18 protein-coding genes are annotated in these 21,203 nt (G+C 59.7%); 6 read left to right on the forward strand and 12 right to left on the reverse strand.

Features of this window, described 5'->3' with window-relative positions:
- Positions 1-5 precede the first annotated feature (5 nt).
- Positions 6-2,393 carry a TonB-dependent receptor plug domain-containing protein gene (locus tag BLQ09_RS05815; protein WP_092355798.1) on the reverse strand — a complete coding sequence of 796 codons (2,388 nt, stop codon included), beginning with the start codon at positions 2,391-2,393 and terminating at the stop codon, positions 6-8.
- Positions 2,394-2,723: 330 nt separating this feature from the next.
- Here BLQ09_RS05815 and BLQ09_RS05820 point away from each other — a divergent pair, with 330 nt between their 5' ends.
- Positions 2,724-3,206, forward strand: a complete 483-nt coding sequence (locus BLQ09_RS05820) for a hypothetical protein (protein WP_027608364.1) — start codon at positions 2,724-2,726, stop codon at positions 3,204-3,206.
- Between the two features lie 34 nt (positions 3,207-3,240).
- On the opposite strand, the gene BLQ09_RS05825 is transcribed toward BLQ09_RS05820, so the two are convergent.
- From BLQ09_RS05825 to BLQ09_RS05845, 5 genes are all read right to left on the reverse strand, one after another.
- Positions 3,241-4,209 (reverse strand): CDP-6-deoxy-delta-3,4-glucoseen reductase, encoded by a 969-nt coding sequence (locus tag BLQ09_RS05825; protein WP_092355801.1) that lies wholly within the window; start codon positions 4,207-4,209, stop codon positions 3,241-3,243.
- A complete protein-coding gene (gene ubiD, locus BLQ09_RS05830; RefSeq protein WP_027608362.1) occupies positions 4,209-5,675 on the reverse strand; it encodes a 4-hydroxy-3-polyprenylbenzoate decarboxylase in 1,467 nt (488 codons plus the stop codon). The genes BLQ09_RS05825 and ubiD overlap by 1 nt, the downstream gene beginning before the upstream one ends.
- A gap of 157 nt (positions 5,676-5,832) precedes the next feature.
- Positions 5,833-7,092, reverse strand: a complete 1,260-nt coding sequence (gene rho / locus BLQ09_RS05835; protein WP_003176825.1) for a transcription termination factor Rho — start codon at positions 7,090-7,092, stop codon at positions 5,833-5,835.
- A gap of 234 nt (positions 7,093-7,326) precedes the next feature.
- Positions 7,327-7,656, reverse strand: a complete 330-nt coding sequence (trxA, locus tag BLQ09_RS05840; protein WP_015886460.1) for a thioredoxin TrxA — start codon at positions 7,654-7,656, stop codon at positions 7,327-7,329.
- Positions 7,657-7,777: 121 nt separating this feature from the next.
- The gene (locus BLQ09_RS05845) at positions 7,778-8,473 is read right to left on the reverse strand and encodes a FadR/GntR family transcriptional regulator (RefSeq protein ID WP_027608361.1); all 696 of its coding nucleotides are present in this window, start codon (positions 8,471-8,473) and stop codon (positions 7,778-7,780) included.
- Positions 8,474-8,728: 255 nt separating this feature from the next.
- Between BLQ09_RS05845 and BLQ09_RS05850 the strand changes: the two genes are divergently transcribed.
- Genes BLQ09_RS05850 through BLQ09_RS05865 form a run of 4 tightly spaced genes read left to right on the forward strand, consistent with a single transcriptional unit; the run spans position 8,729 to position 11,568 of the window.
- On the forward strand, positions 8,729-9,514 hold the full coding sequence (locus tag BLQ09_RS05850) for a transporter substrate-binding domain-containing protein (protein WP_092355803.1): 786 nt from the start codon (positions 8,729-8,731) through the stop codon (positions 9,512-9,514).
- A 14-nt stretch (positions 9,515-9,528) separates the two neighbouring features.
- Positions 9,529-10,197, forward strand: a complete 669-nt coding sequence (locus BLQ09_RS05855) for an amino acid ABC transporter permease (RefSeq protein ID WP_017736949.1) — start codon at positions 9,529-9,531, stop codon at positions 10,195-10,197.
- Positions 10,194-10,844 (forward strand): amino acid ABC transporter permease, encoded by a 651-nt coding sequence (locus tag BLQ09_RS05860; protein ID WP_027608359.1) that lies wholly within the window; start codon positions 10,194-10,196, stop codon positions 10,842-10,844. Before BLQ09_RS05855 ends, BLQ09_RS05860 begins: the two co-directional genes overlap by 4 nt.
- Positions 10,831-11,568, forward strand: a complete 738-nt coding sequence (locus tag BLQ09_RS05865; RefSeq protein ID WP_027608358.1) for an amino acid ABC transporter ATP-binding protein — start codon at positions 10,831-10,833, stop codon at positions 11,566-11,568. The genes BLQ09_RS05860 and BLQ09_RS05865 overlap by 14 nt, the downstream gene beginning before the upstream one ends.
- Here the strand turns inward: BLQ09_RS05865 and BLQ09_RS05870 are convergent.
- The 5 genes from BLQ09_RS05870 to BLQ09_RS05890 all read right to left on the reverse strand — a co-directional run bounded on the left by BLQ09_RS05870 (position 11,549) and on the right by BLQ09_RS05890 (position 16,824).
- Positions 11,549-12,055, reverse strand: coding sequence for a DUF1120 domain-containing protein (locus tag BLQ09_RS05870; protein WP_092355806.1), 507 nt, complete (start codon positions 12,053-12,055; stop codon positions 11,549-11,551). The two genes, BLQ09_RS05865 and BLQ09_RS05870, sit on opposite strands and share 20 nt — an antisense overlap.
- A 58-nt stretch (positions 12,056-12,113) precedes the next feature.
- Positions 12,114-14,492 carry a fimbria/pilus outer membrane usher protein gene (locus tag BLQ09_RS05875; RefSeq protein ID WP_092355809.1) on the reverse strand — a complete coding sequence of 793 codons (2,379 nt, stop codon included), beginning with the start codon at positions 14,490-14,492 and terminating at the stop codon, positions 12,114-12,116.
- Positions 14,493-14,627: 135 nt separating this feature from the next.
- Entirely contained in the window at positions 14,628-15,341 is a 714-nt protein-coding gene (locus BLQ09_RS05880) for a fimbria/pilus chaperone family protein (protein WP_074847951.1), read from the reverse strand.
- 92 nt (positions 15,342-15,433) lie between these two features.
- Positions 15,434-16,081, reverse strand: coding sequence for a DUF1120 domain-containing protein (locus BLQ09_RS05885; protein ID WP_175472296.1), 648 nt, complete (start codon positions 16,079-16,081; stop codon positions 15,434-15,436).
- A gap of 83 nt (positions 16,082-16,164) precedes the next feature.
- A complete protein-coding gene (locus BLQ09_RS05890) occupies positions 16,165-16,824 on the reverse strand; it encodes a DUF1120 domain-containing protein (RefSeq protein ID WP_092355815.1) in 660 nt (219 codons plus the stop codon).
- A 495-nt stretch (positions 16,825-17,319) separates the two neighbouring features.
- On the opposite strand from BLQ09_RS05890, the gene ppx reads away from it, so the two are divergent.
- The gene (gene ppx, locus BLQ09_RS05895; RefSeq protein WP_027608352.1) at positions 17,320-18,822 is read left to right on the forward strand and encodes an exopolyphosphatase; all 1,503 of its coding nucleotides are present in this window, start codon (positions 17,320-17,322) and stop codon (positions 18,820-18,822) included.
- A 138-nt stretch (positions 18,823-18,960) separates the two neighbouring features.
- Here ppx and ppk1 read toward each other — a convergent pair whose 3' ends face one another.
- On the reverse strand, positions 18,961-21,186 hold the full coding sequence (gene ppk1 / locus BLQ09_RS05900; protein ID WP_027608351.1) for a polyphosphate kinase 1: 2,226 nt from the start codon (positions 21,184-21,186) through the stop codon (positions 18,961-18,963).
- Positions 21,187-21,203 lie beyond the last annotated feature (17 nt).

A 21,203-nucleotide genomic window follows, 5' to 3' on the forward strand; every position in this document is an offset into this window, starting at 1 on the left:
GTGTGTTACCAGTTGTAAGCAACTTTACCGTAATAAAACGCGCCGCTGTAACCGTACGGCGAAAAAGTGCTATAGGCCAGGTTGCCCCCACTGCTGGCAAAGGCGTTGACCTTCTCCGGGTATTTATCGGTGACGTTGTCGCCGCCCAGAGTGAAGGTCCAGTTCTTCAGCCTGTAGTCCGCCGACAGGTCCAGCACCCAGGCGGCCTTGAAGGTCTGGTCGTTGACCTTGTCCGCCTGGTAGCTGGTGAATTCACCATAGCGCACCAGGTTGCTGTGCAGGGCCCAACGGCCGTAAGTGAAGTCGTTACCCAGGCTCAGCTTGTGCTGCGGCGTGGTATCCCCCAGCAAACCGATGCGCTCGCGGCGGTCCACACGCACCAGGTTCGCGCCCAGGCTGTCGAGGATGGCCGGGTTGGCCTTCACGTCCGTCACCTTGGTGTGGTTGTAGTTGTAGCCCACGGTGCTGTTCCAGCGGATGCCGCTGTCGAACTGGTAACGATAGTTGGCGACCAGGTCGACGCCGTCGGTGCTGGTGTCGGTGGCGTTAGTGAAGTAGCGGGCGGTGGTGTAGTCGATATTGCCAACACCGTTGGCCTGCAAATAGGCGCGCGTCGCCGCGTTTATACCGAGGTTGGACGACAGGCTGATACGGTCACGGATGTCGATGCGGTACACATCCACCGTCACCGTCAGGTCATCGGCCGGCTCCAGCACCAGCCCAAGGCTGTAGTTGCGCGACTTCTCGGCCTTGAGGTCTTCGGCGCCGAGCAAACGCGCCACCTGGCTGTTGGCCGGGAACGTGCCGGCTTCCTGGATGGTGCTGCCGATCAGCTGCGATGAGGTGTAGGCGAAGTTCTGCTGGGCCAGGGACGGCGCGCGGAAACCGTTGGAAACACTGCCGCGCACGGCCACCTGCGGGGTGAAGTCATAACGGGCTGAGAGCGAGCCACTGACATTGGAGCCAAAATCGCTGTAGTCCTCGTGGCGCACCGCCGCCGAAGCACTGAGTTTTTCGGTGAAGTTGGTTTCCAGGTCCAGGTACTGGGCCCAGTTGTGGCGCGTGCTGGTGCCCGCGTCGGCATCACGGAAACCACCCAGGCCAGAGCTGCCGGTCTGGTAGTAGGAGGCCGGCTCGCCCGCCTCGATTTCATAACCCTGGTGCAGGTATTCACCGCCAAACGCCACGGACACCGGGTAAGGCAGCCAGCCCACGTCGAACTCGCGGGACAGGTCCAGGCTGACTTGCTTCTGGTCGTTGCTCAGGGTGCCGTTGTCGAATTTGCGCGGCGTGGCCAGGCCCAGGGAGGTATTGATGGTTTCGGTGCTGAGTGCGTACTGGTTCTTGCCATAGTTGGCCGACAGGTCGTAATGCCAGTCGTAGGCCAGCAAACCGCGCAGGCCCACCACCAATGAGGTGTCTTCAAGGTTGCCCTTGATCAGCGGCAGGTAACCGTTGGGGTTGAGCGCCGGGATGTTGTTGGACGCATTGCTCGCCCGGTAGAACGCCGCCGTCTCGCCGCGCCGCTTGCTGTAGCCGCCGAAGGTGTAGAGCTCAGCCGCATCGTTGAAGGCGTATTCGGAGTTGAACTGGAACTTGCCTTCATTGGTGGCCGGCTCACCCTGGCGGAACACCTGCTGGCCGTAAGTGGTAGAGCCAACGCTGCCAGGCCGGAAGTCTTTACCGGCACGGTTGGTGTAATCGTTATCGGCACCCTCGGCCGACAGGTTGATAAAACCGTTGTCGCCCAGTGCCAGGCCGGTATTGCCGCTGACATTGCGCTGGATACCATCGCCCTTCTTGTATTCGCCGAATTTGGTGGAGATCGAACCGCCATGGTCGGCGTGCTTGAGGATCACGTTGATCACCCCGGCAATCGCATCCGAGCCGTAGCGCGCGGAAGCACCGTCACGCAGCACTTCGATATGGTCCACCGCCGACAGCGGGATCGCATTCAGGTCCGCCGGTGCCGACCCACGGCCCACCGCGCCGCCCAGGTTGACGAAGGCACTGGTGTGGCGGCGCTTGCCGTTGACCAGCACCAGCACCTGATCGGGCGACAGGCCGCGCAACTGCGCGGGGCGCACCAGCTCGGCGCCATCCACCAGGCTTGGGCGCGGGAAGTTGATCGACGGAATCAGGCGCGCCAGCACCGCCCCCAACTCATCAGAGCCCGTGCTGCGCAGGCTATCGCCGGAAATCACATCGATCGGAGACAGCGAAGCACTGGCGGTACGCTCCTGGGCGCGGGTGCCGGTGACGATCACGGTGTCGAGTTTGGGTGCATCGGTGGCGGGCGCTTCGGCCGCCAGGACAGGATTGAAGCCCACAGCGGCCAGCAAATTAGCCGACAAAATCGCTGTGTACAGCGCGTGTTGCGTGTAGCTCCCCATACCGCTCCCCTTTGAATCAAGAATCAGAACGTCAGTGTTCTGAGTTCGCAAGATCGATCCGGCTGGCGGGCGGTGGCGGTCAGTTAATGGTTATTGGAAGAAAATCGGTAGTCCGTTGCGATATAGCTTAAGGATATTTATGTAACAAATTAAATACCTTTAAAGCATAAGCGAATGCATAAGCCCGATGCCCCTTTCGTCAGGATTGCACAGGGCATTCCAGCTACTTTCAGCCCCGGTTCAGCCTGGGAGCACGCCAAGCCGTCAAACTGGCGCGCACGTCCACGACCCACCTAGCCGCCCATCAAACCGCCTATCGAGGTCGCACCCATGAAGAAATTTCGACTGCCTGGCCTGCTGTTCCTGGCCCAGGCCACCACCGCACTGGCTGGCGAAACACCGCCTGCCGAGGACGACAAAGGCTTCTGGTACGCGCAGACCAGCGTCTATACCCGGCACTTCGCGCCGGACAAAGACCACAACAACAACCAGGACCTGATCGGCCTGGAGCGCAATGAGGCATCAGGCTTTGTGTATGGCGGGGCGACGTTTCGCAACTCGTTCAGCCAGCGCTCTTACTACGCCTATGCAGGCAAGCGCTATGACATGGCCGACTCTGCGGTGTACCTGAAGGTCACAGGCGGGGCGATCCAGGGCTATCGCGGCAAATACCGCGACAAGATCCCCCTCAACCGTTTCGGTGTGGCGCCGGTGATCATCCCGTCGGTAGGCACCCATTACGGGCCGGTGGCGGCGGAACTGGTGCTGCTGGGGTTCAATGCGGCGATGGTGACGACCGGAGTACGTTTCTGAGCGTGCGCATGCCCCGTTCCACCGTTCCGTTGCGTCAGGGCCGCGGGGCGTAGGCGAATACGTCGGCGCGCATCTGGTGCGCATCCATGCCGGCATCGACCAGTGCATCCAGCGTGCCGTAGATCATCGCCGGTGAACCGCTGGCGTAGACATGCACCGCCTTGAGGTCGGCAATGTCTTCGCACACCGCTTCATGCAGCAGGCCGCAGCGCCCTTCCCAGCCACACAGGTCGCTGACCACCTTGTGCAGGAACAGATTGGGCAGTTGCCGCCATTGGTCCCAGTGCTCGATCTCGTAGAAATCTTCCGGGCGCCGCACGCCCCAGTACAGGTGCACCGGGTGCTTGAAGCCGGACGCGCGGCAATGCTCGATCAGGCTGTGCATCTGCGCCATGCCGGTCCCGGCGGCGATCAGCACCAATGGCCCGTCCGGCAGCTCGGCCAGGTGGGTGTCGCCAAAGGGCAGCTCGATGCGCGCCATCTGGTTGCGCTGCAATTGTTCCAGCAAGTTGCGCGCGCTGTCCTCGCGGGCCAGTACATGCAGTTCCAGCTCGCGACCGGCGTGGGGCGCCGACGCCAGGGAAAATGCCGACTTCTCGCCATTCTCCCGCTCGATCATCAGGTATTGCCCGGCGTGGTAACGCACCGCCTTGCCGGCCGGGGCCCGCAGGCGCACGCGCCACACATCTCCGCCCACTTCCACGCACTCACTCAATTGGCACGACAACTTGCGCAACGGCAACTCTCCCGGCGCCAGCACGCCATCCCACAACACAATGCAATCTTCCAGCGGCTCGGCGATGCAGGTGTAGAACTCGCCATGGTCGCGAACCTCACCGGCTTGCTGCACCCGGCCCTCCACCAGCAGTGCGGCGCACACGTGGCACACGCCATTGCGACACGCCTGGGGGCATTCGTAGCCCAGGCGGCGCGCGCCTTCGAGGATTCGCTCGCCGGGGACCAGCTCCAGCACGGCGCCGGAAGGTTGCAGGGTTACACGCATCAATCTATTCCCAATTCTTTCCAAATCGCATCGACACGTGCCGTGACGGCCTCATCCTTGACGATCACCCGGCCCCACTCGCGGGTCGTTTCACCCGGCCATTTGTGGGTAGCGTCCAGGCCCATCTTCGAGCCCAGGCCCGACACCGGCGACGCGAAGTCGAGGTAGTCGATCGGCGTGTTGTCGATCATCACCGTGTCGCGCTTGGGGTCCATGCGCGTGGTGATGGCCCAGATCACATCGTTCCAGTCCCGGGCATTGATGTCGTCGTCGGTGACGATAACGAACTTGGTGTACATGAACTGTCGCAAAAACGACCACACACCCAGCATGACCCGCTTGGCATGGCCGGGATACGACTTCTTCATGGTCACGATGGCCATGCGATACGAGCAGCCTTCCGGCGGCAGGTAGAAGTCGGTGATTTCCGGGAATTGCTTCTGCAGGATCGGCACGAACACTTCGTTCAGCGCCACACCCAGAATCGCCGGCTCATCCGGCGGACGGCCGGTGTAGGTGCTGTGGTAGATCGGCTTGATTCGATGGGTGATGCGCTCCACGGTGAACACTGGGAAGCTGTCGACTTCGTTGTAATAGCCGGTGTGGTCGCCGTAAGGGCCTTCATCGGCCATCTCGCCGGGGTGAATCACGCCTTCCAGGATGATTTCGGCGGTGGCCGGTACCTGCAGGTCGTTGCCACGGCACTTCACCAGTTCGGTACGGTTGCCACGCAATAACCCGGCGAAGGCGTATTCGGACAGGCTGTCGGGCACCGGGGTCACGGCGCCGAGGATGGTCGCAGGGTCGGCGCCCAGGGCCACGGAGACCGGGAACGGCTTGCCGGGGTGCTTCTCGCACCATTCACGGAAGTCCAAGGCACCGCCACGGTGGCTCAGCCAACGCATGATCACCTTGTTGCGGCCAATCACTTGCTGACGGTAAATACCCAGGTTCTGGCGGTCCTTGTTCGGGCCCTTGGTGACGGTCAGGCCCCAGGTGATCAGCGGGCCGACATCGCCGGGCCAGCAGGTTTGCACCGGCAGCATGGCCAGATCGACATCATCGCCTTCGATGACCACTTCCTGGCACACCGCGTCCTTGACCACCTTGGGTGCCATGGCAATGATCTTGCGGAAGATCGGCAGCTTCGACCAGGCATCCTTCAAGCCCTTGGGCGGCTCGGGTTCCTTGAGGAACGCCAGCAGCTTGCCGATCTCGCGCAATTCGCTGACCGCCTCGGCGCCCATGCCAAAGGCCACACGCTCGGGGGTACCGAACAGGTTGCCGAGCACCGGTATGTCAAAACCGGTCGGGTTCTCGAACAGCAGCGCCGGGCCCTTGTTACGCAAGGTGCGGTCGCAAATCTCAGTCATTTCCAGCACCGGTGAAATCGGCATCTGGATACGTTTCAACTCTCCGCGCTGCTCAAGTTGCTGCACGAAATCCCGAAGATCCTTGAATTTCATTAACCATGCCACCCGTAAAATAGGCGTACATCCTACCTGCTCTGAGGGCTGCTGGCAGCTTATCGAGGTGCATTTGGCCGTTGCAGGGACCGAAAAACCGACACAAAAAAAATGGCGCCCCTGGGGGCGCCATTTCTTCGGACCTGAAACGTCGTGATTACTTACGTTTCATCGACAGGAAGAACTCGTCGTTGGTCTTGGTGGTTTTCAACTTGTCGATCAGGAACTCGATGGCTGCCACTTCGTCCATCGGGTGCAGCAGCTTGCGCAGGATCCACATGCGCTGCAGTTCGTCGTCGGCGGTCAGCAACTCTTCGCGGCGGGTGCCGGAGCGGTTGATGTTGATCGCCGGGAACACGCGTTTTTCCGCGATGCGACGGTCCAGGGGCAGTTCCATGTTGCCGGTACCCTTGAACTCTTCGTAGATCACTTCGTCCATCTTCGAACCGGTTTCAACCAGTGCGGTGGCGATAATGGTCAGCGAGCCGCCTTCTTCGATGTTCCGCGCGGCGCCGAAGAAACGCTTCGGTTTCTCCAGGGCGTGGGCATCGACACCACCGGTGAGGACCTTGCCGGAGCTCGGGATCACGGTGTTGTAGGCACGGGCCAGACGGGTGATGGAGTCGAGCAGGATCACCACGTCCTTCTTGTGTTCGACCAGGCGCTTGGCCTTCTCGATCACCATTTCGGCAACCTGCACGTGGCGGGTCGGCGGCTCATCGAACGTCGAGGCAACCACTTCGCCGCGCACGGTGCGCTGCATTTCGGTGACCTCTTCCGGACGCTCATCGATCAACAATACGATCAGGTGAACTTCAGGATTGTTACGTGCGATGTTCGCTGCAATGTTCTGCAGCATGATGGTCTTACCGGCTTTCGGCGGGGCGACGATCAGGCCACGCTGGCCTTTGCCGATCGGGGCACACAGGTCGATCACGCGACCGGTCAGGTCTTCGGTGGAACCGTTACCGGCTTCCATCTTCATGCGCACGGTCGGGAACAGCGGCGTCAGGTTCTCGAAGAGAATCTTGTTTTTCGCGTTCTCGGGACGATCGAAGTTGATCGTATCGACCTTGAGCAGGGCGAAGTAACGCTCGCCTTCCTTCGGTGGGCGGATCTTGCCAACGATGGTGTCACCGGTGCGCAAGTTGAAGCGACGGATCTGGCTCGGCGAGACATAGATGTCGTCTGGGCCGGCGAGATAGGAGGCGTCTGCAGAGCGGAGGAAGCCGAAGCCGTCCTGGAGAATCTCCAGCACGCCATCACCGGAGATTTCCTCGCCGCTTTTCGCGTGCTTTTTCAGCAGGGAGAAAATCACGTCCTGCTTGCGCGAACGGGCCATATTTTCTATGCCCATTTCTTCGGCCAGTTGGAGCAGGTCGGTAATCGGCTTTTGCTTGAGTTCAGTCAGATTCATATAGGAATGACGTAATCATTTATGGAGGGGGGGAAATTAAGCTTTTGGCTTAATGAGGCCGCGCCGCGGAGAAGGCGACAGGATCGCGTACTAATCGAAAAGGAATGCGTCGGCGACGGCTTGCAGGGGGCAGTGGAGAAACCAGTGCGGGGCCGAATGTACCACCTGAGTTTCGGAGCGTCTAGCCCTGTTTCACGAAAAAGCCCCGCTATTTGCGGGGCTTTTTGACGACGCTTAGATGTTGGCGTCGAGGAAAGCTTGCAGCTGGGACTTCGACAGCGCGCCCACCTTGGTGGCTTCGACGTTGCCGTTCTTGAACAGCATCAGCGTAGGAATACCGCGCACGCCATGCTTGGCCGGGGTTTCCTGGTTGTCGTCGATGTTCAGCTTGGCAATGGTCAGCTTGCCTTCGTAGGTGGTTGCAATGTCGTCCAGGACCGGAGCGATCATTTTGCAAGGGCCACACCATTCAGCCCAGTAGTCAACCAGCACCGGGCCAGCAGCCTTGAGTACTTCGGCCTCAAAGGTCGCGTCGGTGACGTGCTTGATAAGATCGTTGCTCATGGATGTCTCCGGATTGTAAGCAAAAAAAACGTTGCCCATCATAGCCGCCCTTCCCCCGTTCAGGAAGCCGCCTCTGATTGAGTCTTCCTATGATGGCGCATGAGTTTGCGCATAGCCCAACTCAGGGCGCAACAGGAGTCACGAAGGCAATCCCCGTGCGCAACGCCGCGTTGCGTACGTGTTCCTGCATGGTTTTCTGCGCCGACGCACTGGCCCGCCGGGCCAGGGCGCGCAGGATCTTGCGATGTTCCTGCCAGGTTTCCATGGCCCGCTCCGGCCGGATGAACGGTAGTTTCTGGCTTTCCAGAAACACCTCGGCACGGGCACTCAGGATGCTCACCATTGCCTGGTTGCCACTGGCCAACAGGATGCGCTGGTGGAACTCGAAGTCCAGCCGCGCGGCTGCTTCGAAGTCACCGGCCTTGAGCACCTTGCGCATCGCTTCGACGTTGTCTTCCAGGCTGTCCAGCTCATCGATCGTCAGCGTGACCGCCGCCAAACCCGCCGCAAACCCTTCCAGCGCATAGCGCAACTGGAAGATATCGAGCGGCGTGGCCTGGGCTGCAAAAGGCCAGGCAAAGCCCGGCGCATCCTCAACCGCCTGTACGAACACACCTTTGCCCGGCTGCACACTGACCACACCCAAGGCGCTCAAGGACGACAGCGCCTCGCGCAGCGACGCCCGACTGACGCCCAACTGCACCGCCAGGTCGCGCTGGGACGGCAGTGCATCGCCCGGCCCGAAGCCTTGCTCCTTGATCAGTTTGCGGATGGCCTGCAGGGCCGCTTCCGGTACGGCTTGGGCGATGGAATTCATAAAAAACTCAAGATTTGCGTCAACAGAGCGGCTAGTTGTAAAGCTATTCAGGAGCCACGGCAAGCCACGCCCCAAAGGGGCTCGCGCAGTTTTACCGACGCTCGAAAAGGGTGCGAAAACCCGCACAGCTGTTCAGACCAGTAAGACCACCAAAGCTCAACAAACTCGCGCCTCGCAGACGGTCCGCGCAGTACTGGCATGGGCTGTGCACTGAGCAAATCCAGAAAATTCCTTCGCCCTTCTCGGAGAGTTGCCATGACCAAGCGCTACAGCGCCCTGCTCACTGCCCTGTTTGCCAGCCTGATGCTGAGCCAGGCACCCGCCCAGGCCAACGGTCTGGACGATATCGTCGCCCGTGGCACCCTCAAGGTCGCCGTGCCCCAGGACTTCCCACCGTTCGGCTCGGTGGGCCCCGACATGAAACCCCGCGGCCTGGACATCGACACCGCCAAACTGCTGGCCGACCAACTCAAGGTCAAGCTGGAGCTGACCCCGGTCAACAGCACCAACCGCATCCCGTTCCTCACCACCGGCAAGGTCGACCTGGTGATCTCCAGCCTGGGCAAGAACCCCGAGCGCGAAAAGGTCATCGACTTCTCCAAGGCCTACGCACCGTTCTACCTGGCCGTGTTCGGCCCGCCTGATGCCGCCATCAGCAGCACCGACGACCTCAAGGGCAAGACCATCAGCGTGACCCGTGGCGCCATCGAAGACATCGAGCTGACCGCCGTAGCACCGAAGGAAGCCATCATCAAGCGCTTCGAAGACAACAACTCCACCATCGCGGCCTACCTGGCCGGCCAGGTCGACCTGATCGCCAGCGGCAACGTGGTCATGGTGGCGATCAGCGAGCGCAGCCCGAAACGCGTGCCGGCGCTGAAAGTGAAGCTCAAGGACTCGCCGGTGTACGTGGGCGTGAACAAGAACGAGCCGGCGCTTCTGGAGAAGGTCAACCAGATCCTGGTCGCGGCCAAGGCCGATGGCAGCCTGGAAAAGAACGCGATGCAGTGGCTCAAAGAGCCATTGCCTGCTGATCTCTGAAGCGGAGCTGATTGATGGCCTATCAATTCGACTTTGTGCCGGTGCTGGCCAATACCGATCTGCTGTTGCGCGGCGCGCTGTTCACCCTTGAGCTGACGGCTATCGGCGCAATCCTGGGCGTCGCCCTGGGCACTGTCGGCGCCGTGGTGCGGGCGTGGAAGATCCAGCCCTTTGCCTGGTTCTTCGGGGTGTATGTCGAGTTGATCCGCAACACGCCGTTCCTGGTGCAGTTGTTCTTCATCTTCTTCGGCCTGCCCTCCCTGGGATTGAAAATCACCGAGTGGCAAGCAGCCGTATTGGCGATGGTGATCAACCTGGGGGCCTACTCCACGGAGATCATCCGCGCCGGCATCCAGGCCATCCCGCGCGGGCAACTGGAAGCCGCCGCCGCGCTGGCGATGACGCGTTTCGAAGCGTTTCGCCATGTGGTGCTGCTGCCGGCGCTGGGCAAGGTGTGGCCTGCCTTGAGCAGCCAGATCATCATCGTGATGCTCGGTTCGGCGGTGTGTTCGCAGATCGCCACCGAGGAGCTGAGCTTTGCCGCCAACTTTATCCAGTCACGCAATTTCCGCGCGTTCGAAACCTATGCCCTGACCACCCTGGTGTACCTGTGCATGGCGTTGATGATTCGCCAGTTGCTCAACTGGATCGGCCGCCGCTTTGTGATGAGGAACAGCCGATGAGTGATTTTTCCTTCTGGGACATCGTGCGCAACCTGCTTACGGGCCTGCAGTGGACGCTGTTGCTGTCGCTCGTGGCGTTTATCGGCGGCGGCCTGATCGGCTTGCTGGTGATGACCCTGCGCATCAGCCGCAAGGCATTCGCGCGCAATCTTGCGCGTACCTATATCGAGCTGTTCCAGGGCACGCCGCTGCTGATGCAGCTGTTCCTGGTGTTCTTCGGCATCGCCCTGCTGGGGGTGGATATTTCACCCTGGCTGGCAGCGGCGATTGCCTTGACGTTGTTTACCAGCGCCTACCTCGCCGAAATCTGGCGCGGCTGCGTCGACTCCATCGCCCATGGCCAGTGGGAAGCATCGGCCAGCCTGGCGCTGAACCCGCTTGAACAACTGCGCTACGTGATCCTGCCACAAGCCCTGCGCATTGCCGTGGCGCCCACCGTTGGGTTCTCGGTGCAAGTGGTCAAAGGCACCGCCGTCACTTCAATTATCGGCTTTACCGAACTGACCAAGACCGGCGGCATGCTCGCCAACGCCACCTTCGAGCCCTTCATGGTCTACGGCCTGGTGGCCCTCGGTTACTTCCTGCTCTGCTACCCCTTGTCCCTCAGTGCGCGCTACCTGGAAAGGAGACTGCATGCCTCTGCTTAGAATTTCCGCCCTGCATAAGTATTACGGCGATCACCACGTCCTCAAGGGCATCGACCTGACCGTTGAAGAAGGCCAGGTCGTGGCAATCATCGGCCGTAGCGGCTCGGGCAAGTCCACCTTGCTGCGCACCCTCAATGGCCTGGAATCGATCAACGACGGCGTGATCGAGGTGGATGGCGAATACCTCGACGCCGCCCGCGCCGACCTGCGCAGCCTGCGGCAGAAAGTCGGCATGGTGTTCCAGCAGTTCAACCTGTTCCCGCACCTGACCGTGGGTGAGAACGTCATGCTTGCACCGCAAGTGGTGCAGAAAGTGCCCAAGGCCAAGGCCGCCCAATTGGCCAGGCAAATGCTGGAACGCGTGGGGTTGGGTGAGAAATTCGACGCGTTCCCCGATCGCCTGTCCGGCGGCCAGCAGCAACGCGTTGCCATCGCCCGCGCCCTGGCCATGTCGCCCAAGGTGCTGCTGTGCGATGAAATCACCTCGGCCCTGGACCCGGAACTGGTCAATGAAGTACTCAGCGTGGTGCGCCAACTGGCCAAGGACGGCATGACCTTGATCATGGTGACGCACGAAATGCGCTTCGCCCGGGAAGTGGGCGACAAGCTGGTGTTCATGCACCAAGGCAAAGTGCATGAAGTCGGCGATCCGAAGGTGCTGTTTGCCAACCCGCAGACTGCTGAGTTGGCGAACTTCATCGGCACTACCGAAGCGCACGCCTGACCGCCCAGCCATCGGGCACCATTTCGAAACGGCCTCCCCCCTCCAGCAGGGTTTTATCGCGCACGGCGGGGTGGGTGCCCGCTAGATAGGTATCGACCTGCACCTGAGCCGAAAAGACTCGACCGGCGATTGGCTGCCCGGCCCTCAGTGGCACCAGCACACCGCCGGGGCGCAGCTGCCCGTCTCGTTCAGTGCGGTTGTGCATCGACACCAGTTCGACGGCCTGGCCATCCAGCAATGCCTGTCGAAGGCTCAGATCAAAGCGCCCGTGAGGGCCAAAACTGAAACCCTGCGCATCGGCTGGCGCACCGCGGAAACGCAGCGCAATCACCGCCGCCTCAGGGCAAACCACGCTGAGGTGCACCGTGCGTCTACCGATGGAAATACCGTGGGGTCCGGGCTGTGTGTCGACGCGCAACGGCCCGTAGTCGATCTGCGGCCGGCTCAATGACAGGTGGCATTCCGACGCCGAAACGTCAGCAATCATCAAGAGACCCACCAGTAATCCCACCCCGCCTGGAAAGCGTCCCGAGGCAAGGGCAGCCTTAACGACAGACCGCTGAGGAGGTTTCATACAGTTGGCCGTCATAGCTGTGCTCCGCCAGATCGAGTTGCAGTTTGCAGGGAGTCGCATTCGGCGACGACAAGGTCAGTACCTGGGAATGCTCAATATTGTTGAGGAAGATCATTCCGTCCCCCACCACCGTGGTCAGGAACGTGTTATCGGCGGCAAGCACCGACGTCCCCTTGGGCAACGGCTGCCCGCTTGGGTCGCTGACACGCACCAGCATCCGGCGAACCTTCGAGACCTCAAACTCGACCGTACTGAACGAGCCTCGCCCGACCTCCAGCATCTTCGTGCCATTATTGAGATCAACCTGGCGTGGCAAGCTTTTACCGTCCACCTCGACAAGGCTGCCCTGATAAGCGGGTAAGCCGGGAATCACGGCCATTCCCCAGCGGTCGGTCCAGACGGGCCCCTGAGGGGTACTGATGCGAGCCCCCGGAATATTCCCCACCGACGCCACACCGAAAGTGTCCTCGACACGGTAGGGAGACAGTGTCAGGCCTCGCTCGTGAGCAACCACGGCGCCTTGTAGCTGCCCGCTATAGATCGTGCTGGACGAGTCTCGATTGAGCCCCAGGCCGAGCTGGGTATAACGAGACGTCGCGTTGAGCGTTCCACCCACCGACTGATCGCTGGTACCTCTCAGGTCGCGCTCGCCCCTTAACTCGTAGTTCAGGGTGTCATTCACGCGCTCGCTGTAGGCTGTACCGATACCGGCATGACGCCCTTGGCGTCGAACCGTCGAGGTCACGGAGCGGTCACTGCCCAGTGGAACAGTGATCTGCAAGCGCATGCCCAAGCCATCATTTTTGTCTCTGGAGTCGCCTGACGCACCTACCTGGGAGTCAATGCTCACGGCAACATTGGCGTGCCTGAAGTTTTTGTTCCACGCGCCGTAGATATGCTGGGAAGTACGATTGTCGAAATGAGCCGAACGGGAATAACCGACAGCGAAGCCACCCAATTGAGGGTCTGACCAACTGAAGCCTGCCGTGTACTGGTGCCTGGCGCGCGCCCCCTGTACCTCGCCAGGCTCGCCGCCAACAGCTTCGAGCACATCCCGGTAACCCGAGGTCTGGCGAGTGGCGCTCAAGTTCATCTGGACGTTGCCCGGCAGCGTACTGCCAAACGAAACGCCGCTACGCGAACCGCGTACCTTTTGCTTACGGTCATGGGAAAGGTTATTGCGCAATCCCAGTGAAAACCGCTGGTCAAAGCTGCTGTCCAACGCCAGGCCCACCGAGTGGTAGTTGTCCGTGCCCTGAACTCCCGAACTGAGGGCCGCGTCCTCCCCTAACGCCCACGTTCCGCTGGCCATCGCCAACAGAGGCTCGGCGGCGCCCCTTCGATCCACATCACGCACCTTCCCTATTGCAGCGGTATATCCCGATTTAATCGGAACCGATCCACGGAACGAGGCGGCCGGCACGATAAAACTGTGTTGCCCCCCCTTGATTTCGATAACCCTGACGTCGAGGTCGCTGGTGCCATTGAGCAGTGGCAAATTGCGCAAGGTGAACGGTCCTTCCGGGACGAGAGTGGTATAAATCAATGCGCCGGACTGCCGGACTTCCACCCGCGACTGACTCCGCGCCCGCCCTTCAACCAAAACGCCATTGCTGCTGGTGCGGTTTTCCATTCCGTCAGGAAACAGCTGTGCACCGATCAGTTGAACACCACCGAACACGGGGCTATCAGCCGATATCTGGCCTGCCTGAAATGTCGAAGCCAAGGGAGCGATATCGCGCTGCGCGTATGCATACAGATGCTCAGTCGCCGAACGCTCATCGTTGGAGAGATAGAGCTGACGACTGCGGACGATCCAATCGCCCACGTTGAAACCCATTTCCGTTGAAGCGGATAAAAAGCGCCCTCGATCCCCCCGCGAGTGGGCATTGACGCCTTGGACATCGTAGTTGACCAGCGCCGCTGCACCTCCCCGGGCGTAATGACCAGTGCTTTGTTGCATGTCGCGCAGCGCCTGGGTCGGGACGACCAGCACAACCTCCTCACGCCCTGGGCGCAAGGTCACTACCGTTTTCGGATACTCGGCAATAAAGTCATGACAGGCCTGGGCGGCAGAGACTTGCTTATCGATCACCCTGGCGGGAATCTGCAGTCCCGCCCGATCCAATAGCCCACGGTTGAAACACAGCGCGCCTTCATGGTTAAACCGCGCGTCAGTCAACCCGATGGGATTACCGTTGACCGTCAAATCGACGACGCGCGTGCCCTCGCTGAACCGAGGGGCTTGCTGAAAGTAGCGCGCAACTGAAGGGTCGATACCACGCGCCTGCAAGGTGGCAAGGTCAAATCCGAGCACCGCCGCCGGCGCGGCGTAAACGTCAGCGGCCATTCCCGACACCACCGCCGCCCAAACCGAAAGGCTGATTCCGCTTCGCCTGAAAGCCTCCTCAGGTTTTATTGGCGCCCGGGATGGCTGCCCACGTACGGCGCTACAAAACCTGCTGGCTTTTTTTCCCATGGCAGGTCACGGCTGATTCGCTACGAGCAAAGCCTCGTAGCTATCGACGGAAAACCCATAGAGCGTGGCCGGCATAAGGGTGACCGACGTGGCGGCAGAACGTTTTTCCACGGCAACGCTGAGGGTTTCGCCCGGCAAGATATAGGTACGCGGCAAAAGCGCATTCACCTTCTGCGGGTTCAAGACCACCTCAGCCGCCAGGCGCACCACATAGGGGCTGTTGTTGCGTGCGCTCAAGGTATTGCCGTGAAGGCTCCAGGTCAGCAGCTCCCACGGTGCATGATGTTGAGGTAAACCTTTGGGGTGGAGAATGAGCGGCAGGTTTTGCCGTAGGCTGATACCAATTGTCGCGCCCGAGCCGGGTTGGGCCTGGGGAATACCTTCAAACGTAATGCGCTTCAAACGTTGGGTTTTGAGAGGTTCCTTATTGATTGCCATAACCCTGACCATTTGCCGCTCACCGCTATCGACACGCGCAACGGGCTGAGTAATGACGGCTAAAGGCTCCGGGTCTTCCGGTATATCTTCGATAACTGAATGAAGCAAGGCAGGACTTGGGTCCGTATTGGTGACATTGATGCTGACTTCACCATCCGCCTCATTGAGAATGACAACTGTTGTTTCCGGCTCCATGCCGTCTGCATACGCGGCACGGCAGAAAACAAAACCCAGACACAAACAACCGGCCAGAATAGATTTTTTTCTTGTAGAAACAAGCATCAACACTTCCTTCACAGCAATAACGAAACACGCCGAATCAGGTTGGCTGCCGCCAAAGAGACTGCAAGCCGACCTGAATCGCCTGGAAGCTTTTAGAGATAGACCAATTCCAGGGTTGTATGGCCATCAAGTTTTATTTCGTTATTCATGCTCAGCGCAGATGTTTTATTGATCACTGGCTGGACATTCAAATTCCCCGAGACGACGGTTATTTTAATCGGCGAATAGCTGGCGTTCGTACGCCAACTTCCAACCTTGGCTGACTGCCCCAAGACAGGATCGGTGATCCCCCAACTCGCGCCATTATTATTAGACCGCGCAACCAGTACAGCTTTACCATCGGCAATGTTGTTTTCCATGAAAACCACGTAGCCGCCGATTTTTTCATTCTTCGAGGTAAACCCAAGACCATAATTGAAATCATCGTTATAAGTAATATTGTACTGACTCACCATCATGCCGCGCACCTTGCTGGACGCGCGGTTATCCTGTGTCTTAATACCAACAAACGTGGGCGATGCACACCTGACGGTGTAAGGCGTCCCCTTTTTAGCCAGTTTGGTGTAGTTAGTAGCACTCAGTGACCTAGGATCAATCCGACCGTAATCTATCGTTGAATTAACAATAGTAAAACTGCAACTGGCAGGCGCAATGGAGCCTCTCACTCGTAAGTCCGCGGCTTGCACACTCAAACCCAGCATAGCGAGAAACATACCTGATAACGAAATAATCTTCTTCATAGCAATCATCGACAATAGCCAAAGAGACACGTGCTGATTGACACTTCATAGTCAGCACGCCATGGATACCTGTGTGGAGAAATCTAGAGGTAGCGCAACTCCAGGGTGAAATGGCCGTCCAGGTTGATCTGGTTGCTCATATCAAGTTCGGACGTCTTGTTGATGACGGCTTGAACTTCAACATTGCCGGAAACAGCATTAACCAATATAGGCGCATACACATTCCCCGCACGCCAACTGGCTATATTGGCAGTGTGGCCTACTGCCTGGGTACTGTTTGGTTCCCATCGTACGCCGTTATTTTCCGAGCTAACAATCCCTACCGACTTGCCGTCAGCTACAGAATTTCGAAGGTGCACTACATAACCTCCGATTTTTTGCCCCCTGGAAGTGGCCCCCAGACCAAAATTGTAGAGATCCTTGTAGTTCCCGCCAAACTGCCCCAGCATCATGCCTGGTATTCTCGAGCCAGCTCGATTATCAACGCTCCTGATACCCACTTTTATTTTAGACTGACCACTGCACCTCACCGTATAGGGAACACTCTTCTTATCCAGCTTGGTATAACTTGTCGGACTCAGGCTGCTCGGGTGAATAGTTCCATCGTCAATGACCGAGCGGGTGAGTGTAAAACTGCAACTGGCTGGAGCGATCGCGCCTTTTACACGTACATCGGCAGCCTGGACAGTCAGGCTCGCAACGACGAGGCATAGACCCGCCACTACTGGGTAATTCTTCTTCATCTAACGTTCATCCATAGTAATGACCATAGGCTGGCCAGTTATTGAATGATCAGAACACCTCCCCTGCGTCACGCCTGGTGCGCATATGAATATCTCGTCCTTGAAGCTCCGACCTATAAACACCACCCGGGACAGGTGCCGAACGTGAGTATTCATATTCCAAGAGAATAATAAAACCGGAAAAAATGACACCTCATGTAAGAGTGATCCCTATCTCCACTCTAAAAAACAACCCCATGTATACGAACAGGGAAACAGCAAGTTAGGACAAACATAAAACGGCGTAAGACTTATCGACAAACTCAATAAAACCAAGAATAGCCAGTACAAAACCCCGTGCTTTCTGGCTTTGTAATACATCATTTGTGGGCCGGTCCTACGCGCCACGCAGAAAGCACTTATAGGTATACGAGGAAAAATCCTCTGTTACTACGCGTTGGCTCCAGCGATCGATCGTGGCACGATGGCAAGGTTATCGACCGAGACCCCCAAACCATGCCGCAATCCCAAGCCAAGAATCTGTCCCTGATCGCCGCCATCGACCTGGGCTCCAACAGCTTTCACATGGTCGTGGCCAAGGCCCAGAACGGCGAAATCCGCATCCTTGAGCGGCTCGGAGAGAAAGTGCAACTGGCTGCCGGGATCGACGATGAGCGCCAGCTCAATGAAGAATCCATGCAACGCGGGCTCGACTGCCTCAAGCGTTTTGCACAGCTGATCAACGGCATGCCCCTGGGCGCCGTGCGAATCGTCGGCACCAACGCCCTGCGCGAAGCCCGTAACCGGGGCGAATTCATCCGTCGCGCCGAGGAAATCCTCGGCCACCCCGTAGAAGTCATCTCCGGCCGCGAAGAAGCACGCCTGATCTACCTCGGCGTGTCCCATACACTCGCAGATACCCCCGGCAAGCGCCTGGTGGCGGACATCGGCGGTGGCAGTACCGAGTTCATCATCGGCCAGCGCTTCGAACCGCTGCTGCGTGAAAGCCTGCAGATGGGCTGTGTCAGCTATACCCAACGCTATTTCAAGGACGGCAAGATCACACCGGCGCGCTACGCCCAGGCCTATACGGCAGCGCGTTTGGAGATCATGAGCATCGAGCACGCCTTGCACCGCCTGACCTGGGATGAAGCCATCGGCTCGTCCGGCACCATCCGTGCCATCGGCCTGGCGCTCAAGGCCGGCGGCCATGGCACCGGCGAGGTCAACGCCGAAGGCCTGGCGTGGCTCAAGCGCAAGCTGTTCAAGCTGGGGGATGCCGAGAAGATCGACTTCGACGGCATCAAGCCGGACCGTCGCACCATCTTCCCGGCCGGCCTGGCGATTCTCGAGGCGATCTTCGACGCCCTCGAACTGCAACGCATGGACCACTGTGACGGCGCCCTGCGCGAAGGTGTGCTGTATGACCTGCTGGGCCGCCATCACCACGAGGACGTGCGTGAACGCACGCTCACCTCGCTGATGGAGCGTTATCACGTCGACCAGGAGCAGGCAGCCCGCGTAGAGCGTAAAGCACTGCATGCGTTCGATCAGGTCGCCGAGGACTGGGACCTGGAAGACGGCGTATGGCGCGAACTGCTCGGCTGGGCGGCCAAGGTGCATGAAGTGGGCCTGGATATCGCCCACTACCACTACCACAAGCACGGCGCCTACCTGATCGAGCACTCCGACCTGGCGGGTTTCTCCCGGGAAGACCAGCAGATGCTCGCACTGCTGGTGCGCGGCCATCGTCGCAATATTCCCAAGGACAAGTTTGCCGAGTTCGGCGATGAAGGCATCAAGCTGATCCGCCTGTGCGTGCTGCTGCGCTTCGCGATCCTGTTCCACCACATTCGTGGCACCCAGCAGATGCCCCAGGTGACCCTGCGCGCCAATGGCGACAGCCTGGATGTCGTGTTCCCCAAAGGCTGGCTGGATGAGAACCAGCTGACCCAGGCGGACTTCGCCCAGGAAGCGGAGTGGCTGACGCGGGTGGGGTTCAGCCTGAACCTGCGCTAACCCGATCTCATGAACACTGCAAAAACAAATGTGGGACGGGGCTTGCTCCCGATTACGGTGTGTCAGTCGCGAATACTTTGACTGAACCACCGCAATCGGGAGCAAGCCCCCTCCCACATTTTCAGAGCGTGTTGTCTATTAGTTCACCGACAGAATCGGGCTACCCAACTTCTCCAGCAACGTCGCCTGGGCACTGCGCGGGTTCTGGTTGCCGGTCGGCGTGTTACGCACGTAACGGCCATCCGACTGCAGGCTCCAGCTGTGGGTGTTATCGGTGAGGTAGCTTTCCAGCTCCTTCTTGACCCGCATGATCAGCTTCTTGCCCTCGACCGGGAAGCAGGTCTCCACACGCTTGTCGAGGTTGCGCTCCATCCAGTCGGCACTGGAGAGGAACATCTGCTCCTCGCCGCCGTTAAGGAAGTAGAACACCCGCGTGTGTTCCAGGAAGCGGCCGATGATCGAGCGCACATGGATGTTATGCGACACGCCGACAATGCCCGGACGCAGGCAGCACATGCCGCGCACCACCAGGTCGATACGCACGCCGGACTGGCTGGCCTTGTACAGCGCGCGAATGATCTTCGGATCGGTCAGAGAGTTGAACTTGGCGATGATGTGCGCCGGTTTGCCCTCGAGGGCGAACTGGGTCTCGCGGGCAATCATGTCGAGCATGCCCTTCTTGAGGGTGAACGGCGCGTGCAGCAGCTTCTTCATGCGCAAGGTCTTGCCCATGCCGATCAATTGGCTGAACAACTTGCCGACGTCTTCACACAAGGCGTCGTCGGAAGTCAGCAAGCTGTAGTCGGTATAGAGCTTGGCGTTGCCGGCGTGGTAGTTGCCGGTACCCAGGTGGGCGTAACGCACGATCTCACCAGCTTCGCGGCGCAGGATCAGCATCATCTTGGCGTGGGTCTTGAAGCCAACCACGCCGTAGATCACTACCGCGCCGGCCGCTTGCAGGCGGCTGGCCAGTTGCAGGTTGGACTCTTCGTCAAAGCGTGCGCGCAACTCGATCACCGCAGTGACTTCCTTGCCGTTGCGCGCAGCGTCTACCAGCGCGTCGACGATTTCCGAGTTGGCACCGGAACGGTACAGGGTCTGGCGCACGGCCAATACGTGCGGGTCCTTGGCGGCCTGGCGCAGCAGATCGACCACCGGGGTGAAGGACTCGAACGGGTGCAGCAGCAGGATGTCCTGCTTGCTCACCACGCTGAAGATGTTCTCGCTGTTTTGCAGCAGTTTCGGGATCTGCGGGGTGAACGGGGTGTATTGCAGCTCCGGATGGCTGTCCAGGCCGGTGATGCTGAACAGGCGCGTGAGGTTCACCGGGCCATTGACCTGGTACAGCTCGGTCTCGCCCAGGTTGAACTGCTTGAGCAGGTAGTCCGACAGGTGTTTCGGGCAGGTGTCGGCCACTTCCAGGCGTACCGCATCCCCGTAGCGCCGCGAGAACAGCTCACCGCGCAGGGCACGGGCCAAGTCTTCGACGTCTTCGGAATCCAGCGCCAGGTCGGCGTTACGGGTCAGGCGGAACTGGTAGCAGCCCTTGACCTTCATGCCTTGGAACAGGTCATCGGCGTGGGCATGGATCATCGACGACAGGAATACATAGTTGTCGCCAGCGCCCCCCACCTCTTCGGGTACCTTGATAATCCGTGGCAGCAAGCGTGGCGCCGGGATGATCGCCAGGCCCGAATCGCGACCGAAGGCGTCGATCCCTTCCAGCTCGACGATGAAGTTCAGGCTCTTGTTCACCAGCAGCGGGAACGGGTGCGTCGGGTCCAGGCCGATCGGCGTGATGATCGGCGCGATTTCGTCGCGGAAGTAGCGGCGCACCCAGGTCTTGATCTTGGTGGTCCAGTGGCGGCGACGGATGAAGCGAACCTGATGTTTTTCCAGCTCCGGCAGCAGGATGTCATTGAGGATCGCGTACTGGCGATCCACATGACCGTGCACCAGCTCGCTGATGCGCGCCAGCGCCTGGTGCGGCTGCAGGCCGTCCGCGCCAGCTTGTTCACGGGCGAAGGTGATCTGTTTCTTGAGGCCGGCGACGCGGATCTCGAAGAACTCATCCAGGTTGCTGGAGAAAATCAGCAGGAATTTCAGGCGTTCCAGCAACGGGTAGGACTCATCCAGTGCCTGTTCAAGCACGCGGATGTTGAATTGCAGTTGTGACAGCTCGCGGTGGATGTACAGGCTGCTGTCATCCAGGTTGGTCACCACGGCGGCCACCGGGGCCGGGGCTGGCGCTTCGGCTACCACCACAGGCGCGGCCGGCTCGTGCTCCGGCGGGGTCTCGGTGACTTGTTCCACCACCGGGTGAGCGTCTTTTACGGCAACTTCGGAAAGTCCTTCGGTATTCATCGAATGTTCCTGTGAGG

Origin of the sequence: Pseudomonas sp. NFACC25 (assembly GCF_900100935.1) — a bacterium.
In the GTDB taxonomy this organism is placed as follows: domain Bacteria; phylum Pseudomonadota; class Gammaproteobacteria; order Pseudomonadales; family Pseudomonadaceae; genus Aquipseudomonas; species Aquipseudomonas marginalis.

What these genes read in the sequence shown, in the direction of transcription:
- ppk1 (WP_027608351.1), bottom strand. Translation starts at nt 21,186, where the DNA reads ATGAATACCGAAGGACTTTCCGAAGTTGCCGTAAAAGACGCTCACCCG.
- BLQ09_RS05890 (WP_092355815.1), bottom strand. Translation starts at nt 16,824, where the DNA reads ATGAAGAAGAATTACCCAGTAGTGGCGGGTCTATGCCTCGTCGTTGCG.
- ubiD (WP_027608362.1), bottom strand. Translation starts at nt 5,675, where the DNA reads ATGAAATTCAAGGATCTTCGGGATTTCGTGCAGCAACTTGAGCAGCGC.
- trxA (WP_015886460.1), bottom strand. Translation starts at nt 7,656, where the DNA reads ATGAGCAACGATCTTATCAAGCACGTCACCGACGCGACCTTTGAGGCC.
- BLQ09_RS05885 (WP_175472296.1), bottom strand. Translation starts at nt 16,081, where the DNA reads ATGAAGAAGATTATTTCGTTATCAGGTATGTTTCTCGCTATGCTGGGT.
- BLQ09_RS05815 (WP_092355798.1), bottom strand. Translation starts at nt 2,393, where the DNA reads ATGGGGAGCTACACGCAACACGCGCTGTACACAGCGATTTTGTCGGCT.
- ppx (WP_027608352.1), top strand. Translation starts at nt 17,320, where the DNA reads ATGCCGCAATCCCAAGCCAAGAATCTGTCCCTGATCGCCGCCATCGAC.
- rho (WP_003176825.1), bottom strand. Translation starts at nt 7,092, where the DNA reads ATGAATCTGACTGAACTCAAGCAAAAGCCGATTACCGACCTGCTCCAA.
- BLQ09_RS05820 (WP_027608364.1), top strand. Translation starts at nt 2,724, where the DNA reads ATGAAGAAATTTCGACTGCCTGGCCTGCTGTTCCTGGCCCAGGCCACC.
- BLQ09_RS05825 (WP_092355801.1), bottom strand. Translation starts at nt 4,209, where the DNA reads ATGCGTGTAACCCTGCAACCTTCCGGCGCCGTGCTGGAGCTGGTCCCC.
- BLQ09_RS05860 (WP_027608359.1), top strand. Translation starts at nt 10,194, where the DNA reads ATGAGTGATTTTTCCTTCTGGGACATCGTGCGCAACCTGCTTACGGGC.
- BLQ09_RS05845 (WP_027608361.1), bottom strand. Translation starts at nt 8,473, where the DNA reads ATGAATTCCATCGCCCAAGCCGTACCGGAAGCGGCCCTGCAGGCCATC.
- BLQ09_RS05875 (WP_092355809.1), bottom strand. Translation starts at nt 14,492, where the DNA reads ATGGCCGCTGACGTTTACGCCGCGCCGGCGGCGGTGCTCGGATTTGAC.
- BLQ09_RS05865 (WP_027608358.1), top strand. Translation starts at nt 10,831, where the DNA reads ATGCCTCTGCTTAGAATTTCCGCCCTGCATAAGTATTACGGCGATCAC.
- BLQ09_RS05870 (WP_092355806.1), bottom strand. Translation starts at nt 12,055, where the DNA reads ATGATTGCTGACGTTTCGGCGTCGGAATGCCACCTGTCATTGAGCCGG.
- BLQ09_RS05880 (WP_074847951.1), bottom strand. Translation starts at nt 15,341, where the DNA reads ATGCTTGTTTCTACAAGAAAAAAATCTATTCTGGCCGGTTGTTTGTGT.
- BLQ09_RS05855 (WP_017736949.1), top strand. Translation starts at nt 9,529, where the DNA reads ATGGCCTATCAATTCGACTTTGTGCCGGTGCTGGCCAATACCGATCTG.
- BLQ09_RS05850 (WP_092355803.1), top strand. Translation starts at nt 8,729, where the DNA reads ATGACCAAGCGCTACAGCGCCCTGCTCACTGCCCTGTTTGCCAGCCTG.